Source organism: Telluria sp. ZB4P36 (assembly GCF_059685865.1).
In genome coordinates this window covers 291,654-310,526 of record NZ_JCASIE010000003.1, presented here as the reverse complement: position 1 = coordinate 310,526, position 18,873 = coordinate 291,654, and the positions used below count along the sequence as shown (strand labels likewise).

Below are 18,873 nucleotides of genomic sequence, written 5' to 3'. Positions count from 1 at the left end.
TGAACGGCGCTGCGGCGCCGTTTTTTATCATGATCATCAACGCCGAAACTCCCGACCAGCCCGAAGTGCGGGCCATGCTGGAACAGCTCGATGCCTACTGCGCGTCGCTGTATCCGGCCGAATCGAACCACTTGATGGACATCGCGTCCCTGCTGCAGGACGGCGTCCTGTTCCTGGTCGCGCGCGACGTCGAGGGCAGGGCGGTGGGCTGTGCCGCCCTGGTCAGGCGCGAGGGCTACGGCGAGATCAAGCGCATGTTCGTCGATCCGGTGCGCCGCGGCGGTGGCACCGGGCGCCAGCTGCTGGACTACCTGGAAATGTTCGCGAAGATGTCCGGCCTGCAGGTCTTGCGGCTGGAGACCGGCATTCACCAGCTTGACGCGATCGGCCTGTACGAACGTGCCGGCTACGTGCGCTGCGCGCCCTTCGGCGACTACCGGCCCGATCCCTTGAGCCTGTTCATGGAAAAGAGCCTGTGAAGCGGCCCGCCGGCAACCTGACCAGCATCTATGCGATGGTGCTGGCCGTCTTCATGTTCGCACTGATGGACACGGTGATGAAGCTGCTGTCCCAGCGCTACCCGGCCATCCAGGTGGCCGCGCTGCGTTCGCTCACCTCGCTGCCGCTGATCGTCGTCTACGTCGGCATCAAGGTCGGCTACGGCGACATCTTCCGCATCCGCTGGCCGCTGCACATCCTGCGGGCGGTGCTGGGCATCGCGATGCTCAGCTTCTTCGCCTTCGGCATCCGCAAGCTGTCGCTGGCCGAGGCCTACACGATCTTCTTCATCGCCCCTGCGATCATCACCGCCCTGTCGGTCTGGTTCCTGAAGGAGCGCGTCGACGCGGCGCGCTGGATCGCGATCGGCGTGGGACTGGGCGGCGTACTGGTGGTGCTGCGCCCCAGCGGCGCGGGTTTCCTCACCATCGGCGGCCTGGCGGTGCTGGGCGCGGCCTCGATGTACGCCGTCTCGGCGATCACGGTGGGCATCCTGGCCCGCACCGACCGCAGCGAACACATGGTGTTCTGGCTGATGCTGATGATGTCGGTCGGCGCCAGCGCATTGGCGGCGCCCGGCTGGGTCGGCATGCGGATGAGCGACGCGCCCTTGCTGCTGGGCCTGGCCCTGAGCGGCTTCATCGGCCAGCTGGCGATCACCGAAGCCTTCGCCAAGGGCGATGCCTCGAGCGTGGCGCCCTTCGAATACACGGCGCTGGCCTGGGCCGTCGGCCTCGACTGGCTGCTGTGGCAAACCCTGCCGGACGGCTGGACGGTGCTGGGCGCGGCGATCATCATCGGCAGCGGCATGTATCTGATTCGCCACGAAACAGTGCACGTGGAATCGGATCACCCCTAGGAGGCTGGGGGCCGTCAGCGCCGCTGAAAACGCTGGGCTATAATCGCCGGATGCTGAAACAACGAACCATCAAGCAGGTCGTGCGCACCACCGGTGTCGGCGTCCACTCGGGCACCAAGGTCGAACTGACCCTGCGTCCGGCGCCGCCCGGGGCCGGCATCACCTTCCGCCGCGTCGACTACGACCCGATCGTCGCCATCCCGAGCGCGGCCGACGTGGTCGGCGAGACCCGCATGGCCACGGTCCTGATCAAGGACGGGGCGCGCGTCTCCACCGTCGAGCACCTGATGTCGGCCTGCGCCGGCCTGGGCATCGACAACCTGACCGTCGACGTGACGGCCGAAGAGATCCCGATCATGGACGGCTCGGCCGCTTCCTTCGTGTTCCTGCTGCAGCAGGCCGGCCTGGAAGAGCAGGACGCGCCGAAGAAATTCATCCGCGTGCTGAAGGACGTCGAGATCCGCCATGGCACGGGCGCGGCCGAGAAATGGGCGCGCCTGTCGCCCTACGACGGCTTCAAGCTCGACTTCTTCATCGAATTCAACCACCCGGCCGTGGACGGCACCATGCAGCGCGCCTCGGTCGATTTCGGCGACGTGTCCTACGTGCACGACGTGGCGCGCGCCCGCACCTTCGGCTTCATGCAGGACGTGGAAACCCTGCGCGGCCTGGGCCTGGCGCGCGGCGGCTCGCTGGAAAACGCGATCGTGATGGACGAGTACCGCATCCTGAATGCGGACGGCCTGCGCTACGAGGACGAGTTCGTGCGCCACAAGATCCTGGACGCGATCGGCGACCTCTATATTGTCGGGCACCCGCTGCTGGCCAGCTACACGGCCCACAAGTCGGGGCACGCGCTCAACAACGAGCTGCTGCGCAAGCTGCTGGCGACGCCGGATGCGTATGAATGGGTAGAGTTCGATTCGCTGAGCGAGGCGCCGCCGTCCTACCTGCGCCAGATGACGCGCGAGTGGGCCCAGATGTAAGGCCAGGACGCAGGATTACTTCCGCTTCTCCGCCAGGCGCCTGAGGGCCGCCACCAGGTCCTTGTTCTGGCTGGTCTCTTCCAGCGATTCCGCCAGCTCCTCGAAGGCCTGCACCGCCGTCTTCGGCAGCTCCAGCGTGCGCATCTCCGGTTTCTCGGGCATGGCGCGCGCCACCTGCACCTTCAGCTTGATCGCTTCCACCACCCAGCCGCGCTGCACCAGCGCCGACTGCAGCTTGGGCAGCATCTGCTTCATCCTGGCCGCCACGGCCGAACTCGGCACGGCGAGCACCAGCACCCCATCCTGGAAAGAGATCACGTCGGTATTGCCGGCCAGGACAGGCAGGATCGCGGCGCAGTCGGACTGCAGGCGCGCCATGCGCATCGCGGCGGGCAGCAGGCTGGCCATGCGGTCGTTCTTGCGCAGGAAGTCCGTCGCAACGATCGAGGTTTGCCGGTTCTTGGTACCGTAGATATGCACTGGGGAATGAGGAGGAAAGGAGGGGGATTCGCTATGCCCGCAACATATCACAAGATGCGCACGATCTGCGCACAAAAATATGCGTGCAAACACGCCGCCCGATTGTGGCCGGCGCAGCGGAACGCGGGCGAACAGTGCAATTTGATAACATTCTGCTGTTGAGCAGCCTTGTTATCCTGCCCATTGACCCCAAGTGTGGCCGGATCGCATGATAAAATCAGTAGCTTTTTGCCATAGGCGGTCTTCGGCGGGTCACTTGGATGATCCTCCCCTGGCTCTTTTTGCGGCGTAATTTTCTAGAACACAGCAATGTCATTCCTGACCCAGATTTTCGGCAGCCGTAACCAGCGTCTGCTCAAGCAATACCAAAAGACCGTGCGTCAGATCAACGCGCTCGAGCCCCAGATGGAAAAGCTGTCGGACGCCGAACTCCAGGCCAAGACGCCGGAGTTCAAGGACCGCCTGTCCAAGGGAGAAACGCTCGACGAGATCCTGCCGGAAGCCTTCGCCGTCTGCCGCGAGGCTGCCAAGCGCGTCATGAAGATGCGCCACTTCGACGTGCAGCTGATCGGCGGTATGGTCCTGCATGAGGGCAAGATTGCGGAAATGGGCACCGGTGAGGGCAAGACCCTGATGGCGACCCTGCCGGTCTACCTGAATGGCCTGTCGGGCAAGGGCGTGCACGTCATTACCGTCAACGACTACCTGGCCCAGCGCGACGCCGAATCGATGGGCCGCCTGTACGGCTGGCTGGGCCTGAGCACGGGTGTGAACCTGTCGCAGCTCGACCACGACAGCAAGCAGAAAGCCTACGCCTCGGACATCACCTACGGCACCAACAACGAATTCGGCTTCGATTACCTGCGCGACAACATGGTCTACGACGTGCGCGAACGCGTGCAGCGCAGCCTGAATTTCTCGGTGGTCGACGAGGTCGACTCGATCCTGATCGACGAAGCGCGCACCCCGCTGATCATCTCCGGCCAGGCCGAAAACCACACCGACCTGTACCACCGCCTGAACGCGCTGCCGCCGCTGCTGACCCTGCAGATCGGCGAGGAGACCCCGGACGGCAAGGGCCAGATCGAAGTCCCGGGCGACTACATCAAGGACGAGAAGGCGCACACCGTGCTGCTGACCGAGGCCGGCCACGAGCGCGCCGAAGCCATCCTGACCGAATGGGGCCTGCTGCCGGAAGGCGCTTCGCTGTACGACGCCGCCAACATCACCCTGATCCACCACCTGTATGCGGCGCTGCGCGCCCACGTCCTGTACCACAAGGACCAGCACTACGTGGTGCAGAACAACGAGGTGGTGATCGTCGACGAATTCACCGGCCGCCTGATGACCGGCCGCCGCTGGTCGGACGGCCTGCACCAGGCCGTGGAAGCCAAGGAAGGCGTGCGCATCCAGAACGAGAACCAGACCCTGGCCTCGATCACCTTCCAGAACTACTTCCGCATGTACGGCAAGCTGGCCGGCATGACCGGTACCGCCGACACCGAAGCCTACGAGTTCCAGGAGATCTACGGCCTCGAGACCGTGGTCGTCCCGCCGAACAAGCCGTCGCAGCGCAAGGACCGCCAGGACCAGGTGTACAAGTCGGCCGAAGAGAAGTACAACGCGATGCTCAACGACATCCGCGACTGCTACGAACGCGGCCAGCCGGTGCTGGTGGGTACCACCTCGATCGAGAACTCGGAACTCCTCTCGGGCATCCTGACCAAGGCCAATCTGCCGCACAACGTGCTGAACGCCAAGCAGCACGCCCGCGAAGCGGAAATCATCGCGCAGGCCGGCCGTCCGAAGATGATCACCATCGCCACCAACATGGCGGGCCGCGGTACCGACATCGTCCTGGGCGGCAACGTCGAGAAGCAGATCCAGCTGATCGAAGCCAACGACGCGCTGCCTGACGCCGACAAGGCCGCGCAAGCCCAGGTGCTGCGCGACGAATGGCAGTCGCTGCACGACCACGTGGTCGGCGCGGGCGGCCTGCACATCATCGGTACCGAGCGCCACGAATCGCGGCGGGTCGACAACCAGCTGCGCGGCCGTTCGGGCCGCCAGGGCGACCCGGGTTCCTCGCGCTTCTACCTGTGCCTGGACGATCCGCTGCTGCGCATCTTCGCCGGCGACCGCGTGCGCGCGATCATGGAACGCCTGAAGATGCCGGAAGGCGAGCCGATCGAGGCGGGCATCGTGACCCGTTCCATCGAGACCGCCCAGCGCAAGGTCGAGGCCCGCAACTTCGACATCCGCAAGCAGCTGCTGGAATACGACGACGTCGCCAACGACCAGCGCAAGGTGATCTACACCCAGCGTAACGAGCTGCTGGAATCGGTCGACATGGCCGAGCTGATCGCCTCGCTGCGCGCCGGCGTGTTCACCGACCTGGTGCGCCAGTACGTGCCGGCCGAATCGGTCGAAGAGCAGTGGGACATCAAGTCGCTGGAAGCCGTCTTGGGCGCCGAATGGTCGCTGAACGTGCCGCTGCAGCAGATGCTGGCCGAGGACGCGAACCTGAACGACGACGACATCCTCGAGCGCGTGCTGAAGGCCGCCGAAGAATCGTACGAGAACAAGGTGGCGGTGGTCGGCCGCGAATCCTTCGGCGGCTTCGAGCGCAACGTCATGCTGCAAAGCCTGGACACCCACTGGCGCGAGCACCTGGCGGCGCTGGACCACCTGCGCCAGGGTATCCACCTGCGCGGCTATGCCCAGAAGAACCCGAAGCAGGAGTACAAGCGCGAAGCCTTCGAACTGTTCAGCAGCATGCTGGACATGATCAAGAACGAAGTGATCCGCACCGTGATGACGGTCCGCATCCAGACCCGCGAGGAGGTCGAGGCGGCGGAAGCGGCCATGGCGGCCTCGGTGTCGCACCTGGAAAACATCAACTACCAGCACGCCGACTTCAACCCGTCGGCGGCGCCGGAAGAACTGCTCAACCCGAACCCGGTGCGCAGCGATTCCGCGGCGGTGGCGGCGGAAGACCACAGCACCTACATGGGCATCAAGGTCGGCCGCAACGATCCTTGCCCTTGCGGTAGCGGGAAGAAGTTCAAGCAGTGCCACGGCAGGCTGGCGTGATCGCTGCGATGGTGTAAGCGGAAACGGCCGGGCTTGAACCCGGCCGTTTTTTTATGTTCGCGTAGTTGAAAGGGATGACATGAGCGAAAGAGCTAATACTGAGATTGCCGAGCTGGTATTCGAGCTCGGCAAAGTAACGAGACGCGCATTCGATAACAATGACGGCAAGCTCAGCCCGGTCGAGTTGAGGAAGATCGCGAACAACCTACTCGAAGGCGGGGATGCGAAGGTGGCGAGCGACTTGCTCATGGTGTTTGTCGCTGGCTTCGAGGAGGGTGATCCTCCTGAACGACGTACGAACCCAGAAAATCGTTAGCAGGCATATGACGGTCCGCACCGGGCCAAGAGCGGACCTTTCATCTTGGTCAAATTTCGTAGGAAGAGTAGATGACTTTTACATCCCTTCCACTTCATGATGCTTTGCTGGCATCCGTCCATGCACCTGCAGTGTCGGCATTGCGCTGGACTGAAGCTCATCGACCACTGGGGAACATTGCGTTCTACTGCATCGAGCAGGCCTGCCTGAAGCTCCTGTGGCAAGGTCTGTTGCCGTGACGCAACAAGACCGCCGCGACGGCCGGTTTCAGCGCTACACTCGTTTTTATTTGCGTGGGGAATCACGATGAAAGCCTTCGCTGCGCTGACGCTGGCATTTGCCGCCCTTGCCGGGCTGCCCCGGGCGGCGCTTGCGGAGACGCAGACCTTGCGCCTGGCGAGCCTGGAATGGCTGCCGTACACGGGCAAGAGCCTGCCCAACGGCGGCATGTCCGGCGCCGTAGCCAAGGCGCTCGCGGCGCGCTTCGGCCAGAGCATCAGGATCGACTACTTTCCCTGGAAGCGCGCCATGCAGGTCGGCGGCGGCGATCCGGACTACGCCGGTTATTTCCCCGCCTATCATACGGCCGAGCGCGCGCGCCAATGCCATTTCTCGGCCCCCGTGGGACAGAGCACGATCGGCCTGGCGGTGCTGGCCGACGCGCCCCTGCAGTGGCGTGCCCTGGACGACCTGGTTGGCAGCAAGCTAGGCGTCGTGCTGGGCTACTCCAATGGCGAAGCCTTCGACCGTATGGTCGAGGGCGGCAAGCTGACGGTCGACGCATCGGTCAACGACACAACCAACCTCAAGAAGCTGCTGGCCGGACGAATCCGGGCCGTAGTGATCGACAAGGCCGTGTGGCGCTACCTGCTCGCATCCGACCCCGACTTGCGCAAGGATCGCGCGCGCTTCGTGTTCGACGAGCGCCCAATCGCGAAGCTCAGCCTGCACGTGTGCTTCCAGCGCACGCCAAACGGCCAGGCACTGAAGCAGGCCTTCGACGACGCGCTGGCGCGCACCGACATCGCGGCCATCGAGCATGCCTATCTCGACCAGCTCGAGCGCAGCCTCGGTGCGGAACGCCGCTAGCCCTTTGCGCCTGACCGGGAGCTGTCCTTGAAGCTGCGTTACGCAATCGTCCTGGCTGTCGCCGTCGGCCTGCTGGTGCCGGCCTCGATCAACGTCTACGCCAACCGCAATCGCGAGGAAGCGATGACGCGCCGCTGGGAAATCGAGCACCGCCGCATGGCCGAGATCCTGGCGCTGGGCATGCAGCAGCCCCTGTGGGACGTCAACACCGATGCCGGGCGGCCCTTGCTGGCATCGCTGTTCCTCGACGATCGCATCGTATCGGTCAGAGTGAGCGACCGCAGGACCGGCGTGTTCCTGTCGCAAGCCTATCCGGCGCGCCGACGCGGGAACAGCAGCCATGTGACGCGCGAGGTCGTGCGCGACGGCGAAGTGATCGGCAGCGTCGACCTGGAAATGGCGAGTGGCCTGATCGACGCCGAGATCGCCAGCGAGCGGATTCACTTCGCGCTGACGGTGGGCGGCGCCTTGCTGCTGTCCATGGTCATGATCGTCACGCTGTTGCAGCGCCGCCTGCTCCAGCCGATCGGACGCCTGATGCAGGAATCCGCCCGCCTGGCCCAGGGCGACTTCTCGCGTCCCTTTGTCTGGCGCAGGAACGACGAAATCGGCGCCCTGGGGCGCAGCGTGGAACACACCCGGCAGGCGCTGCACGCCTATTTCGTCGAGGTCCAGGCCAAGCACGCGGCGCTGGAAACGGAAATCACCATCCGCACCCGGACCGAACTGGAATTGCAGCGTCACCGCGAGCACCTCGAGGAGCTGGTGCGCGAGCGCACCGGGCAACTGCAGGTGGCCAAGGAGGAGGCCGAGTTCGCCAACCGCGCGAAAAGCACCTTCCTGGCGAGCATGACGCATGAATTGCGCACGCCGCTCAACGCGATCCTGGGTTACGCCCAGATCCTGAAACGCAACAAGGCGCTCGACCAGCGCCAGGAGACCGGCCTGAACACGATCGAGCAGAGCGCAGAACATCTGCTGATGCTCATCAGCGACCTGCTCGACCTCGCCAAGATCGAATCCGGCAAGTTCGAGCTGCTGCTTGCGACGGTCGACGTCGCGTCCTTCGTCGCGGGCGTGACCCGCATCATCCAGGTCCGCGCGGAGCAGAAGGGCCTGGTGTTCGAGGCGAGCGTCCCCGAGCACCTGCCGTTCGTGCTGCTCGACGAAAAGCGGGTGCTGCAGATCCTGCTCAACCTGCTCGGCAATGCGGTCAAGTTCACCGACCGGGGCCAGGTGAGCCTGTGCGTGACCGGCGGTGGGGTGCCCGGCGCCGATGGGCGTATCGCCTTGCGCTTCGAAGTCAGCGACAGCGGCGTGGGGATGGCGGCCAACCAGCTGGAGCACATTTTCCAGCCCTTCGAACAGGTGGGCGAGGCGCACCGCCGATCGGGCGGCACCGGCCTCGGATTGTCGATCAGCAGGCAGCTGGCAGCCATGATGGGCAGCGAGATCCAGGTGGACAGCGCGCCCGGGCAGGGCAGCCGGTTCTGGTTCACCCTGGCGGCGGAGCCGGCGGCAAAGGGCGCGCCGCCGCCCCGCTCCGAGCGCAACGTGGCCGGCTACCTGGGTGCGCGACAGACCATCCTGATCGTCGACGACATCGAGGCCAACCGCAACATGCTGGGCGACCTGTTGACCAGCATGGGCTTCGAGGTCGCGTTCGCCTGCAACGGCCAGCAAGCCTGCGACAGCGTCGCCGCCCAGTTCCCCGCCGCCGTCCTGATGGACATCCTCATGCCGGTGATGGACGGCCTCGAGGCGACGCGCCAAATACGCCGGATGCCGGGCGGGGCGGCGCTGCCGATCATCGCGGTCTCGGCCAGCGTGACCGAGGAAGACCAGGGCAACTGCATGCTTGCCGGCGTCGACGTCTTCATGACCAAGCCGGTGCACCAGAACGGCTTGCTGGAGCAACTGGGCCGGCTGCTGGGCCTGACGCTGTGCTACGAAGCGGATGCGGCGCCGCCTGCGCACGCCCTTGACGCGGGCGAACCGGCGCTGCCCGCACGCACCCTGCTCGAGCGTCTCTACCGTCTCGCGCGCGAGGGCGACATGCGCGGGATCCGTGACCTGGCCGACGAAATCGAGGCGTCCGGGCCGGCGCATGCCGGCTTCGCTCAGCAGTTGCGCCAGCTGGCCAGGGAATACCAGTCGAAGGCGCTGCTGGAACTGGCGCAAAAGTATGTGGAAGAGGGCGCATGAAGACCGAACGTCAAACCATCCTGATCGTCGACGACGTACCCGCCAACATCGGGGTGCTCGTCGAGTTCCTCGAAGAGCAGGACTTCCGCGTGCTGGTCGCGCGCGACGGCGAGGAGGCGCTCGAGCGCTGCCGCCTGGTGCAGCCCGACCTGATCCTGCTCGACGTCATGATGCCCGGCATCGACGGCCTGGAAACCTGCCGCCGGCTCAAGCAGCACAGCGACACGGTCCAGATTCCGGTGATCTTCATGACGGCACTGACGGACAGCGACAACGTGGTGGCCGCCTTCGAGGCGGGGGGCGTCGACTACGTGACCAAGCCGATCCGCATTATGGAAGTGCTGGCGCGCATCCAGACCCATTTGTCGCTGCGCCAGATGCACAAGCAGCTGTCGGAGCAGAACCGCCTGTTGCAGGAAGCGAACGACCGCCTGGTCCAGTCCGAGAAGCTGGCCTCGATCGGCCAGCTCGCCGCCGGCGTCGCCCACGAGATCAACAACCCGATCGGTTTCGTCAGCTCCAACCTGGCCAGCCTGCAATCCTACGTGGCCACCCTGTTCGGCGTGATCGACGGCTATGAACAGGCCGCCGGCCCCGATCCCGCGATCGCGGCGCGCATCCGGGAACTGAAGGATGCCGCCGAGGTGGACTACCTGCGTGAGGATTTCGGGGCCTTGATGAGCGAATCGCGCGAGGGCCTGCAAAGGGTGAAGGACATCGTCCAGTCGCTGAAGGACTTCTCGCATGTCGACAGTGCCGGCGCCGTGTTCGCCGACCTGCACCGCGGCCTGAACAGTACCCTCAACATCGTCACCAGCGAGATCAAGCAGAAGGCCGAGGTGGTCAAGGAATACGGCGACATCCCCCAGGTCCAGTGCGTCGCTTCGCAGCTCAACCAGGTGTTCATGAACCTGCTCGTGAACGCAGCCCATGCGATCTCCGGCCGCGGCAAGATCACCATCCGCACCGGCCAGGCCGGGGAATGGGTATGGGTCGCGATCGAGGATACCGGCAGCGGCATGAGCGCCGAGACGATGCAGCGCATCTTCGAACCATTCTTCACCACCAAGCCGATCGGCACCGGAACCGGCCTCGGCCTTTCGGTGTCCTACGGCATCGTCAAGCGTCACGGCGGGCGCATCGAAGTCCATAGCGAACTGGGCAAGGGCACCCGCTTCACCGTCCATCTACCGATCCAGCAGGACACATCCGCATGAACCGACCTCACACCGTTCGCGGGCTCCTCGGCGCCGCGCTACTGCTTGCCGCCAGCTGCGCCGGCGCAGCGACCGCGCCCGCATCGCCGCTCGACATCGGCGGGGCAGTCCGCTTCAACTACGTCTACAAGGACTGGCAGCCCGAACACCGGCACGGCTTCGTCGGGCTCGACACGGCGCGGCTGGACCTGAACTACGACGATGGACGCCTGATCGGGTCGGCCCAGTACCGCTACAACCGGTTTCCGGCGGGGCAGGGCGGGTACAGCAACCACTTCCTCCACCATGGCTGGGCCGGCGTGCGCTTGAGCGAGGGCCGCGAGCTGCATGTGGGTCTCGACAAGCTGGGCTTCGGCCTGCTTCCCTTCGCGTCAAACAATTTCTTCGAATCGATCGCCTACTATCTCGGCTTCGAGGACAGCCATGACCTCGGCGTGAACGGCATCTGGCGCAGCGGTCCGGTGGAATGGCGCGTGGGCTTTTTCCCGCGCGACGGCGGTTCCTACGGCGGCGGCGCCAACACGGCGGGCGCCGCCAACCGCTATTCCTACGACATCGTCCCCGACGACGATGAACAGGGCTATGGAACGGGACAGGCGGACCGCGAGCGCAACACCCTGGTCGCGCGCGGCGCCTGGCATATCGAGGGGCCGGCCAAGGCCGAACTCGGCCTGTCGGTACTGCATGGCGAAATCCGCAGCAGGACGGGCGCCAGCAGTCCGCGGCGCGCGGCGGCAGTCCACGCGCGGGGCAGCCACGGCCCGTGGACGCTGATGGCCCAGACGCTGTACTACCGCAACGACACCCGCCACTTGCCTGGCGAGACCTTCGGCGGACTCGACCCCAACAGTTTCGTGATGCTGGGCGCCTTCGGCTATCCGTATCCGGTCGCGGCCAGGGGCGTGGTGCACGTGCTGAACCTGAGCGTGGACATTCCCGGCAGCCTCGGTCCGTTCACCGGCCTGAAGCTGTATCACGACTACAGCGTGCTGAAGAAAAAGACCGGCGGCTACGAGGACTCGCTGCAGCACGTCAGCGGGATGAGCTTCTCGGGCGGCAAATGGTTCTTCTACGTCGACCTGATGCACGCGAAGCACCAGCCTTACATGACGCCCGATTTCAGTGGGCTGGCGGCGACCTCGGCGAGTGCGCGCGGGTACTCACGGCGTGTCAATCTGCAGGCGGGGTATTACTTCTGAGCGTCGCGCTGAGCGATGCAAGTCCGTTGTGGTTGGGCGCCGGTTCCAGCCGTTTCAATCAAAGGTAGCGCCGATGGAAGCGGCTGCCAAGGCGCGTCAGCACTTCATACCCGATCGTCCCCGCCAGCGCCGCCACTTCATCCACCGTGTGCGAGGAGCCCATCAGCTCCACCTCCGCCCCGGGCACGACGCGCTCCGGCGCAATCCCCGTCACGTCCAGCCCCATGCTGTCCATCGACACCCGCCCCACGACCGGCACCGGGACGCCGTCGATGAAGGCCTGCCCGCGTCCCGACAAGGACCGGAACCAGCCGTCTGCATAGCCCACCGCGACGGTCGCGATGCGGCGCTCGCCGGACACGGCATGATGCGCGCCATACCCGACGACGTCGCCGTCGCGCACGGACCGCACCTGCACCACGCGCGCATGCAGCGACACCGCCTGCTTCAGCGGATTCGGATTGCCCGGCTGCGGATTGATGCCGTACAGCGCCGCACCCGGACGCAGCAGGTCGTAGTGATAAGCGGGACCGAGGAAGATGCCCGAGGAGTTGGCCAGGCTGGCCGGCACGCCCGGGAACAACGCGCGCAATTCGTCGAACCTGCGGCGCTGCGCCTCGTTCATGGCGTGGCAAGCTTCGTCCGCACAGGCCAAGTGGCTCATCACGAGGGTAGGGAGGACGCCTTCCAGCAAGTCGGAGCGGGCGCTCAGGGCGGTCAGATCGGCGGGCGCGATGCCCATGCGTGACATGCCGGTATCGAACTGGATCGCGGCCGCCAGTTCGCGGCCGAGCGTCTGCGCCAGTGCGCGCCATTCCTGCAGCTGAGCCGGATCGTTCAGCACCGGCCGCAGGTCGTACTGGAAGAAATCCCGCGAAGTGCCCGGCGGCGGCCCATGCAGCACGTAGATGCTGCAGTCCCCGGGCACCAGCTGGCGCAGCCGGATGCCTTCGTCGAGGTGGGCGGTGAAGAATACCTTGCAGCCTTCGAGCGCCAGCGCGGGCGCCACCTGTTCCATGCCGAGCCCGTAGGCGTCGGCCTTCATGACGGCCGCGCAGGCGCCCTTGTTCATTCCGGCCAGCAGCCGGTAATTGTCGCGGATCGCGCCCAGGTCGACCGTCAACAGCGCCCCGGCACGGGACGCATCCACCGAATCCACCATGCCTGACTTACGCCTTGACCAGTTGCGGTGCGGCGCCGCCCTGCGGGGTGCCGGCGTAGCGGAACACCGCCAGGTCGTCGGCGCGGATGGCCGGCTTCTTGCCGCTCACGAGGTCGGCGATGACGCTGGCCGAGCCGCAGGCCATGGTCCACCCCAGGGTGCCGTGGCCGGTGTTGATGAACAGGTTGCGCAGCGGGGTGGCGCCGACCACCGGAGTGCTGTCCGGGGTCATCGGGCGCAGGCCGGTCCAGAAGCTGGCCTTGGCGGTGTCGCCGGCGCCCGGGAACAGGTCGTTGACGACCATCTCGAGGGTCTCGCGGCGCGCCGGGTTCAGATACTTGCTGTAGCCCGCGATCTCGGCCATGCCGCCCACGCGGATGCGGTCCTCGAAGCGGGTCACGGCGATCTTGTAGGTCTCGTCCAGGATGGTCGACACCGGGGCGCGGGCAGCGTCCGTGATCGGCACGGTGATCGAGTAGCCCTTCAGCGGGTAGACCGGCACCGTGAACTGGTCCTTCAGCAGCAGGCGCGAGTAGCTGCCCAGCGCCAGCACGTAGCGGTCGGCGGTACGGACACCCTTGTCGGTGCGGACGCCGGCGATCTGGCCGCCGGCGATGTCGAGGGCCCGGATGCCGGTGTCGAATTCGAAGCGCACGCCGAGGTCGCGCGCCATCGCGGTCAGGCGGGTGGTGAACAGCTGGCAGTCGCCGGTTTCGTCGTTCGGCAGGCGCAGGCCGCCGACCAGGGTGCCGTGCTTGCCCAGCGCCGGTTCGGCCTTGCCCAGGTCATGGCCGAGCAGCAGTTCGTACTCCACGCCGGCCTGTTTCAGCACCTCGATGTCCTTGGCTGCACTGTCCAGCTGCTGCCGGGTGCGGAACAGCTGGATGGTGCCCAGGCTGCGGCCCTCGTACTCGATGCCGGTGTCCGCGCGCAGCTGGCGGATGCAATCGCGGCTGTACTCGGCCAGGCGCACCATGCGTTCCTTGTTGACGGCATAGCGGTCGGCGGTGCAGTTGCGGTACATCTGCCACATCCAGGCAAGCTGGAACAGCGAGCCGTCCGGGCGGATCGCCAGCGGCGCGTGCTTCTGGAACAGCCATTTCGCGGCCTTCAGCGGGATGCCAGGCGCCGCCCACGGCGAGGCATAGCCCGGCGAGATCTGGCCGGCGTTGGCGAAGCTCGTCTCCAGGGCAGGGCCGGGTTGACGGTCGATGACGGTGACGTCGTGGCCAGCCTTGGCCAGATAGTATGCGGTGGTCACGCCGACCACGCCGCTGCCCAGTACGAGAACGCGCATGATGTGCCTAGTTCCTAGAGAAAGAAGCCGATTCAGAAAAGATTGCCATGATACCGCTGGTAGTGGAATAATGGTTTCTGTTAATACACACGTTTTCAGTGAAACTTCATGCGCGTCCAGAAAAACTCCCATCGCGTGCTCGACAAGATCGACCTGCATATCTTATCCATCCTGCAGGATGATGCGCGCATCGTCATGAAGGACCTGGCCGAGCAGGTCGGATTGTCGCTGACGCCCTGCATCGAACGGGTCAAGCGGATGGAGCGCGACGGCGTGATCGCCGGCTATCACGCGCGCGTGAATCCGCAGGCCATGGGCCTGCAGATCCTGGTGTTCGTCGAGATCACCCTGCAGCAGAAATCGGAGAAGGCCTTCGACCGTTTCCGCCGCGCGATGCTCGGCATTCCCGAGGTGATGGAGTGCCACCTGGTGTCGGGCGACTTCGACTACCTGATCAAGGCGCGCATCCCGGAAATGTCGGAATACCGCCGCCTGCTGGGCGAGATCCTGCACGTGGCCGATGCCGGGCAGTCGAAGAGCTACGTGGTGATGGAAGAGCTGAAGGAAACGCTGGCGCTGTCGATCCCGCGCTGACAGCGCCGCGTTCCCTGCTCAGGCCCGGACGCCCATGCTGTCCATGGCCTTGCGCAGGAAAACCATGAAGTCGTCGCCAATCCCGGTTCCGAGGCGGAGCAGCGGCTCGGCAGTGTAGGCGGCGCGGAACTGCGCCACCACCTCGGGATCGTCGCCCACCATGTCGGTGAACAGGGCGAACCAGTGGCGCGCGAGCTGCCCGGCATCAATGGACCGGGCCTCGGGGTCCTGCTGCATGCAGGCGCGTATCCGGGTCGCCAGCACGACCCAGTCGTCCGCATGCGCCGCTTCATGGCGGCGCATGCGTTCCACCGTGGCCGCCGGCAGGTAGCGTCCGTAGATCGCAAAGCGCACTTCCGCGATGACGGCCCGCATATAGGCCAGCAGTTCGGGCGTCAGGCCGGATTGCTGTTGCGCTTCCGGGTCCTGCAAGGTCATGGCGGTCAGTTGCAGGACGAATGCCGGGTTGCCGCCGGTATCGCGCTCCAGGCGTTCGAGCCAGCGCACCGCGAAGGCATTCGCTTTCTCCGAGCCGGGCGCCACATTCCCCGTCATCAGGCCTTGCGCATGCGTGACCAGCTCCTGCCATTCGGCCTGCGCCGTGCGGTCCTGGTACAGCGGCAGGCGCGCCAGTTCTTCTTTCGTAAAGTATTTCTCGTACATCTGCATTCCCTCCAGTGTGTTGAGCCAGATGGACAGGTCGGTCTCCTCGCCGGCGGCCAGGCGCGTGCGCAGGCGCAGCAGCTGCGCGCGCATCTGCGCTGCTTCGGCAATCTGCCGGTCGAGGCTTGCCAACTGGCGCTCGACGACGGCCAGCGGCGAGGCGTCCGGACTGTCCAGGTAAGCCCCGATGTCGGCCAGCGCCATGCCGAAGCTGCGCAGGGCCTGGATCTGCTGCAGGCGCGCCACGTCGTCGCGGTCATAAAGGCGGTAGCCGGCATCGGAACGCGCAGAAGGCGAGAGCAGGCCGATGCTGTCGTAATGGTGCAGCGTGCGGACCGTCAGACCGGCGCGTGCCGCGAGTTCTCCCACTTTCAACATCGAGCTTCTCCCTGATCTTCATGCGTAGCGCCACTCTGGAGCCTCACCTTGCGTGAGGGTCAAGCGCTTTGTTGGACATGCGTGCCGCCATGATAAGGGCAGGCATGTCCCGGGGGAGAACTACCAGGCCATCTTGTTCCAGGTGTCGTCGCCGACGATGCCGTCCGCGCTCAAATTCTCGAACCGCTGCGCATAAAATGCGCCCTGCAGGCCCTGCCATTAATCCGGTGCGACGCCGCTGGGGTTAGGATGATGCTTCGACAAGGCGGAGGCGGCATGCGCGGAACACGATGGATCCTGTTGGGGACAGTACTGGCGCTGGGCACGGGCGCTGCCGGACCGGAGGACCGCCATTTCGCGCCATCCGGCCTGTTCGAGCTCCAGGCCACGGCGGATCTCGGTCTTCGCAATCCGGACGACGGTGCCGTGTTACAAAAGCCGGAGCTGCACTGCGCGGAGACCGCGCAACGCAGAGGCTTGCCGCAAGCGATGCGCGACAGCGGCTGCGCCGACGTGCCGGGTGTGCTGCAAGGCGATCGCGTTGTGTTCGACAGCACTTGTCCATGGGGCCGGGCGCACTTCTCGGTCCGCCAGGTGGACGAGCAGACCTGGGAGTCCATCCTGGAAGAAGAGCGTCACCCTTCGGCTGGCGGCGCGGGGCTGCGGACCAATCCGGATCTGCGCAGGATGATGGCCGAGGTGGCCAATAACGGCGATCCCGAAGAACGCGAAGCCGCACGACGCACCCTCGCCGAGATGGAGGCGAAAGAGCAGGGCGTCGGGAGGGCGCCCATCCGTACCAGGGTGGTCCTCCGCGCCAAGCGTCTTGCGCAGGACTGCAGTCAGCCGGCAGGTGCGCGCCCGCCACGATAGCGGCACGCGCACCAGTTGGAATTACCAGGCCATCTTGTTCCAGGTGTCGTCGCCGACGATGCCGTCCGCGCTCAAGCCCTTCGAGGTCTGGAAGTTCCTCACGGCCGTCGCGGTCGCCGGGCCGAAGGCGCCGTCCACCGCGATGCCCGCGCCGCTCTCATTGAGCTGGCTTTGCACCGCACGCACCTTGGCGCCGGAATCGCCATCCTGGGTCAGGATAGCCGCTGTAGCTCGCCACCGCGGCTTCCCAGTCCTTGAGCGGGTTTGAAAAGTTTGCAGAGAAATTGCGCAGAATTGCTCGGATTTATTCAGTTTGCAGCGGTTGTTCGCCATTAGTCGGGCTCGATCAGCTCGCAGTGAACCTTCCCGGGGATCGAACGGTCTGAGGCAATATAACTAATTTACCCGCCATGCCCGCATGGATGTGGGGGGGAATCCAATGTTCGTTGCCCACCGCATCCGGCTCGATCCGAACAACGTGCAGGCCACGTACTTGGCGCGCGCGGCCGGCACTGCACGGTTCGCCTACAACTGGGCGCTGGACGAGTGGCAGCGGCAGTACGAGGCGTGCAAGGTCGACCCGTCGCTGCCCAAGCCGAATGAGGCTGCACTGCGGCGCCAATTGAATGCAGTCAAGCGCCAGCAATTCCCGTGGATGCTCGAGGTGACCAAGAACGCCCCGCAGATTGCGATCATGCAGCTGGGCGAGGCCTTCAAGAATTTCTTTGCCCGACGGGCACGCTACCCACGGTTCCGCAGGAAAGGACAGCACGACCGTTTTACGCTTAGCAATGACCTGTTCCAGGTCGAGGGTAGGAAATTCCGGATCCCCAAACTCGGGTGGGTACGCATGCGCGAGGCCCTGCGCTTTACGGGCAGGATCGTGTCGGCCACCGTCTCACGCATTGCGGACCACTGGTACGCCAGCATCACCGTCGATACCCCTGACCTATCCCTGTCGCCTGCCGAAAACCAAGGCGCGGTCGGGGTCGACCTGGGTGTGTCGTCGCTGGCGACGCTGTCGACCGGAGAGACGATTGCAGGCCCGAAGGCGCTGCGCTCACTGCTGGGGCGCCTGCGCCGCCTGTCGCGCAGCCTGTCGCGCAAGGTCAAGAACTCGCACAACCGGCACAAGGCGAAGGTGAAACTGGCAAGGCTGCATGCCAGGATCGCCAGCGTGAGGCGCGAGGGCCTGCACCAGCTCACCACCAGCATCACGAGACGCTTCCACACGATCGGCATTGAGGACCTGCATGTAAAAGGCATGCTGGCCAACAGGAGGCTGTCACGCGCCATCGCCGACATGGGTTTTTATGAGTTCCGGCGCCAGCTGGAATACAAGGCAGCCTGGCGTGGTGCGCAGGTGGTCGTGGCGGAGCGCTGGTACCCGAGCAGCAAACTATGCTGCAACTGCGGACATCGGTTGGACACCCTCGGGCTGGATGTCCGGCACTGGACCTGCCCAGGCTGCGGCGCGTCCCACGACCGCGACGTAAATGCGGCCATAAACCTGAAAAGCATGGCGGTAAGTTCTACTGCATCGGCCTGTGGAGGGGAAGGCGCTGGCCTGGCGCGCGAGCACAAGGCGAAACCGGCCCCGGTGAAGCAGGAATCCAGCGGCAAAGTTAACTATTGATAGCTTTGCGTAGGTCTGGAAGAACGGAAGCCCTTGTTCTTGCGGGCTCCATAGTGGGCCAGCAGGGCGGCGGCAGCGCGGATGTTGCTACGTGTGTCGGACGCCGCCTGTTCCGGTGTGATGCGAGTGTCCCGGTCGATGGCCGGAAGGGCGCTCGGAAGGGCAAAAACATGCCGAATCCGTGCCTGATGGGTATATGCATATTCCGCATGGGCGAAATGTAAGGGATTGATTCGAAACAACATTTCGCCAGACATGAATCGTGCGCAAGGTGCCGCTGAAAGTCCGTACATAAGCCGCAATTAAGGACCTGTAAGCACGGGTTATC

At 65.1% G+C, this 18,873-nt stretch carries 18 protein-coding genes; 12 read left to right on the top strand and 6 right to left on the bottom strand.

Going from position 1 to position 18,873, the window contains the following annotated elements:
- Nucleotides 1–29 precede the first annotated feature (29 nt).
- The 3 genes from AC56LK_RS06620 to lpxC are packed head-to-tail and all read left to right on the top strand — an operon-like array spanning nucleotide 30 to nucleotide 2,343.
- Complete coding sequence (locus tag AC56LK_RS06620) at nucleotides 30–479, top strand: GNAT family N-acetyltransferase (protein ID WP_497183771.1); 450 nt, start codon at nucleotides 30–32, stop codon at nucleotides 477–479.
- A 35-nt stretch (nucleotides 480–514) separates the two neighbouring features.
- Nucleotides 515–1,357 carry a DMT family transporter gene (locus AC56LK_RS06615; protein ID WP_497183950.1) on the top strand — a complete coding sequence of 281 codons (843 nt, stop codon included), beginning with the start codon at nucleotides 515–517 and terminating at the stop codon, nucleotides 1,355–1,357.
- Between the two features lie 50 nt (nucleotides 1,358–1,407).
- Nucleotides 1,408–2,343, top strand: coding sequence for a UDP-3-O-acyl-N-acetylglucosamine deacetylase (gene lpxC, locus AC56LK_RS06610; protein WP_497183770.1), 936 nt, complete (start codon nucleotides 1,408–1,410; stop codon nucleotides 2,341–2,343).
- Nucleotides 2,344–2,358: 15 nt separating this feature from the next.
- Here the strand turns inward: lpxC and AC56LK_RS06605 are convergent, their stop codons facing one another.
- A complete protein-coding gene (locus AC56LK_RS06605; protein ID WP_497183769.1) occupies nucleotides 2,359–2,823 on the bottom strand; it encodes a DciA family protein in 465 nt (154 codons plus the stop codon).
- 309 nt (nucleotides 2,824–3,132) lie between these two features.
- Here AC56LK_RS06605 and secA point away from each other — a divergent pair, with 309 nt between their 5' ends.
- The 6 genes from secA (at nucleotide 3,133) to AC56LK_RS06575 (ending at nucleotide 11,942) form a co-directional block, all read left to right on the top strand.
- A complete protein-coding gene (gene secA, locus AC56LK_RS06600) occupies nucleotides 3,133–5,916 on the top strand; it encodes a preprotein translocase subunit SecA (RefSeq protein WP_497183768.1) in 2,784 nt (927 codons plus the stop codon).
- Between the two features lie 79 nt (nucleotides 5,917–5,995).
- Nucleotides 5,996–6,232, top strand: coding sequence for a hypothetical protein (locus AC56LK_RS06595; RefSeq protein WP_497183767.1), 237 nt, complete (start codon nucleotides 5,996–5,998; stop codon nucleotides 6,230–6,232).
- A gap of 306 nt (nucleotides 6,233–6,538) precedes the next feature.
- On the top strand, nucleotides 6,539–7,321 hold the full coding sequence (locus AC56LK_RS06590) for a substrate-binding periplasmic protein (protein ID WP_497183766.1): 783 nt from the start codon (nucleotides 6,539–6,541) through the stop codon (nucleotides 7,319–7,321).
- A gap of 27 nt (nucleotides 7,322–7,348) precedes the next feature.
- Nucleotides 7,349–9,526 carry an ATP-binding protein gene (locus AC56LK_RS06585; RefSeq protein ID WP_497183765.1) on the top strand — a complete coding sequence of 726 codons (2,178 nt, stop codon included), beginning with the start codon at nucleotides 7,349–7,351 and terminating at the stop codon, nucleotides 9,524–9,526.
- A complete protein-coding gene (locus AC56LK_RS06580; protein ID WP_497183764.1) occupies nucleotides 9,523–10,743 on the top strand; it encodes a response regulator in 1,221 nt (406 codons plus the stop codon). Before AC56LK_RS06585 ends, AC56LK_RS06580 begins: the two co-directional genes overlap by 4 nt.
- The gene (locus AC56LK_RS06575) at nucleotides 10,740–11,942 is read left to right on the top strand and encodes a hypothetical protein (protein WP_497183763.1); all 1,203 of its coding nucleotides are present in this window, start codon (nucleotides 10,740–10,742) and stop codon (nucleotides 11,940–11,942) included. The genes AC56LK_RS06580 and AC56LK_RS06575 overlap by 4 nt, the downstream gene beginning before the upstream one ends.
- A 58-nt stretch (nucleotides 11,943–12,000) precedes the next feature.
- Here the strand turns inward: AC56LK_RS06575 and alr are convergent, their stop codons facing one another.
- Together alr and AC56LK_RS06565 are read right to left on the bottom strand one after the other, a co-directional pair.
- Nucleotides 12,001–13,092: an alanine racemase gene (gene alr, locus AC56LK_RS06570; protein ID WP_497183762.1), complete on the bottom strand. Its 1,092-nt coding sequence runs from the start codon at nucleotides 13,090–13,092 to the stop codon at nucleotides 12,001–12,003.
- 19 nt (nucleotides 13,093–13,111) lie between these two features.
- Nucleotides 13,112–14,401, bottom strand: a complete 1,290-nt coding sequence (locus tag AC56LK_RS06565) for a D-amino acid dehydrogenase (protein ID WP_497183761.1) — start codon at nucleotides 14,399–14,401, stop codon at nucleotides 13,112–13,114.
- 108 nt (nucleotides 14,402–14,509) lie between these two features.
- Here AC56LK_RS06565 and AC56LK_RS06560 point away from each other — a divergent pair, with 108 nt between their 5' ends.
- Complete coding sequence (locus AC56LK_RS06560; RefSeq protein ID WP_497183760.1) at nucleotides 14,510–14,995, top strand: Lrp/AsnC ligand binding domain-containing protein; 486 nt, start codon at nucleotides 14,510–14,512, stop codon at nucleotides 14,993–14,995.
- 18 nt (nucleotides 14,996–15,013) lie between these two features.
- Here the strand turns inward: AC56LK_RS06560 and AC56LK_RS06555 are convergent, their stop codons facing one another.
- Both AC56LK_RS06555 and AC56LK_RS06550 read right to left on the bottom strand, forming a co-directional pair.
- Nucleotides 15,014–16,036 (bottom strand): MerR family transcriptional regulator, encoded by a 1,023-nt coding sequence (locus AC56LK_RS06555; protein WP_497183759.1) that lies wholly within the window; start codon nucleotides 16,034–16,036, stop codon nucleotides 15,014–15,016.
- 120 nt (nucleotides 16,037–16,156) lie between these two features.
- On the bottom strand, nucleotides 16,157–16,246 hold the full coding sequence (locus AC56LK_RS06550; protein ID WP_497183949.1) for a peptidoglycan-binding protein: 90 nt from the start codon (nucleotides 16,244–16,246) through the stop codon (nucleotides 16,157–16,159).
- Between the two features lie 66 nt (nucleotides 16,247–16,312).
- On the opposite strand from AC56LK_RS06550, the gene AC56LK_RS06545 reads away from it, so the two are divergent.
- On the top strand, nucleotides 16,313–16,909 hold the full coding sequence (locus AC56LK_RS06545) for a hypothetical protein (RefSeq protein WP_497183758.1): 597 nt from the start codon (nucleotides 16,313–16,315) through the stop codon (nucleotides 16,907–16,909).
- Between the two features lie 21 nt (nucleotides 16,910–16,930).
- On the opposite strand, the gene AC56LK_RS06540 is transcribed toward AC56LK_RS06545, so the two are convergent.
- Nucleotides 16,931–17,242 carry a peptidoglycan-binding domain-containing protein gene (locus AC56LK_RS06540; protein ID WP_497183757.1) on the bottom strand — a complete coding sequence of 104 codons (312 nt, stop codon included), beginning with the start codon at nucleotides 17,240–17,242 and terminating at the stop codon, nucleotides 16,931–16,933.
- A 106-nt stretch (nucleotides 17,243–17,348) separates the two neighbouring features.
- Between AC56LK_RS06540 and AC56LK_RS06535 the strand changes: the two genes are divergently transcribed.
- Nucleotides 17,349–18,545, top strand: a complete 1,197-nt coding sequence (locus tag AC56LK_RS06535) for an RNA-guided endonuclease InsQ/TnpB family protein (RefSeq protein ID WP_497183756.1) — start codon at nucleotides 17,349–17,351, stop codon at nucleotides 18,543–18,545.
- The last annotated feature ends 328 nt before the right edge of the window (nucleotides 18,546–18,873 follow it).

Bases quoted from the DNA above. Each gene is read 5' to 3' on its own strand.
- AC56LK_RS06545 (WP_497183758.1), top strand. From the start codon at position 16,313: ATGCGCGGAACACGATGGATCCTGTTGGGGACAGTACTGGCGCTGGGC.
- AC56LK_RS06540 (WP_497183757.1), bottom strand. From the start codon at position 17,242: ATGGCGAACAACCGCTGCAAACTGAATAAATCCGAGCAATTCTGCGCA.
- AC56LK_RS06555 (WP_497183759.1), bottom strand. From the start codon at position 16,036: ATGTTGAAAGTGGGAGAACTCGCGGCACGCGCCGGTCTGACGGTCCGC.
- secA (WP_497183768.1), top strand. From the start codon at position 3,133: ATGTCATTCCTGACCCAGATTTTCGGCAGCCGTAACCAGCGTCTGCTC.
- lpxC (WP_497183770.1), top strand. From the start codon at position 1,408: ATGCTGAAACAACGAACCATCAAGCAGGTCGTGCGCACCACCGGTGTC.
- AC56LK_RS06560 (WP_497183760.1), top strand. From the start codon at position 14,510: ATGCGCGTCCAGAAAAACTCCCATCGCGTGCTCGACAAGATCGACCTG.
- AC56LK_RS06575 (WP_497183763.1), top strand. From the start codon at position 10,740: ATGAACCGACCTCACACCGTTCGCGGGCTCCTCGGCGCCGCGCTACTG.
- AC56LK_RS06565 (WP_497183761.1), bottom strand. From the start codon at position 14,401: ATGCGCGTTCTCGTACTGGGCAGCGGCGTGGTCGGCGTGACCACCGCA.
- AC56LK_RS06620 (WP_497183771.1), top strand. From the start codon at position 30: ATGATCATCAACGCCGAAACTCCCGACCAGCCCGAAGTGCGGGCCATG.
- AC56LK_RS06595 (WP_497183767.1), top strand. From the start codon at position 5,996: ATGAGCGAAAGAGCTAATACTGAGATTGCCGAGCTGGTATTCGAGCTC.
- AC56LK_RS06590 (WP_497183766.1), top strand. From the start codon at position 6,539: ATGAAAGCCTTCGCTGCGCTGACGCTGGCATTTGCCGCCCTTGCCGGG.
- AC56LK_RS06580 (WP_497183764.1), top strand. From the start codon at position 9,523: ATGAAGACCGAACGTCAAACCATCCTGATCGTCGACGACGTACCCGCC.
- AC56LK_RS06615 (WP_497183950.1), top strand. From the start codon at position 515: ATGGTGCTGGCCGTCTTCATGTTCGCACTGATGGACACGGTGATGAAG.
- AC56LK_RS06535 (WP_497183756.1), top strand. From the start codon at position 17,349: ATGTTCGTTGCCCACCGCATCCGGCTCGATCCGAACAACGTGCAGGCC.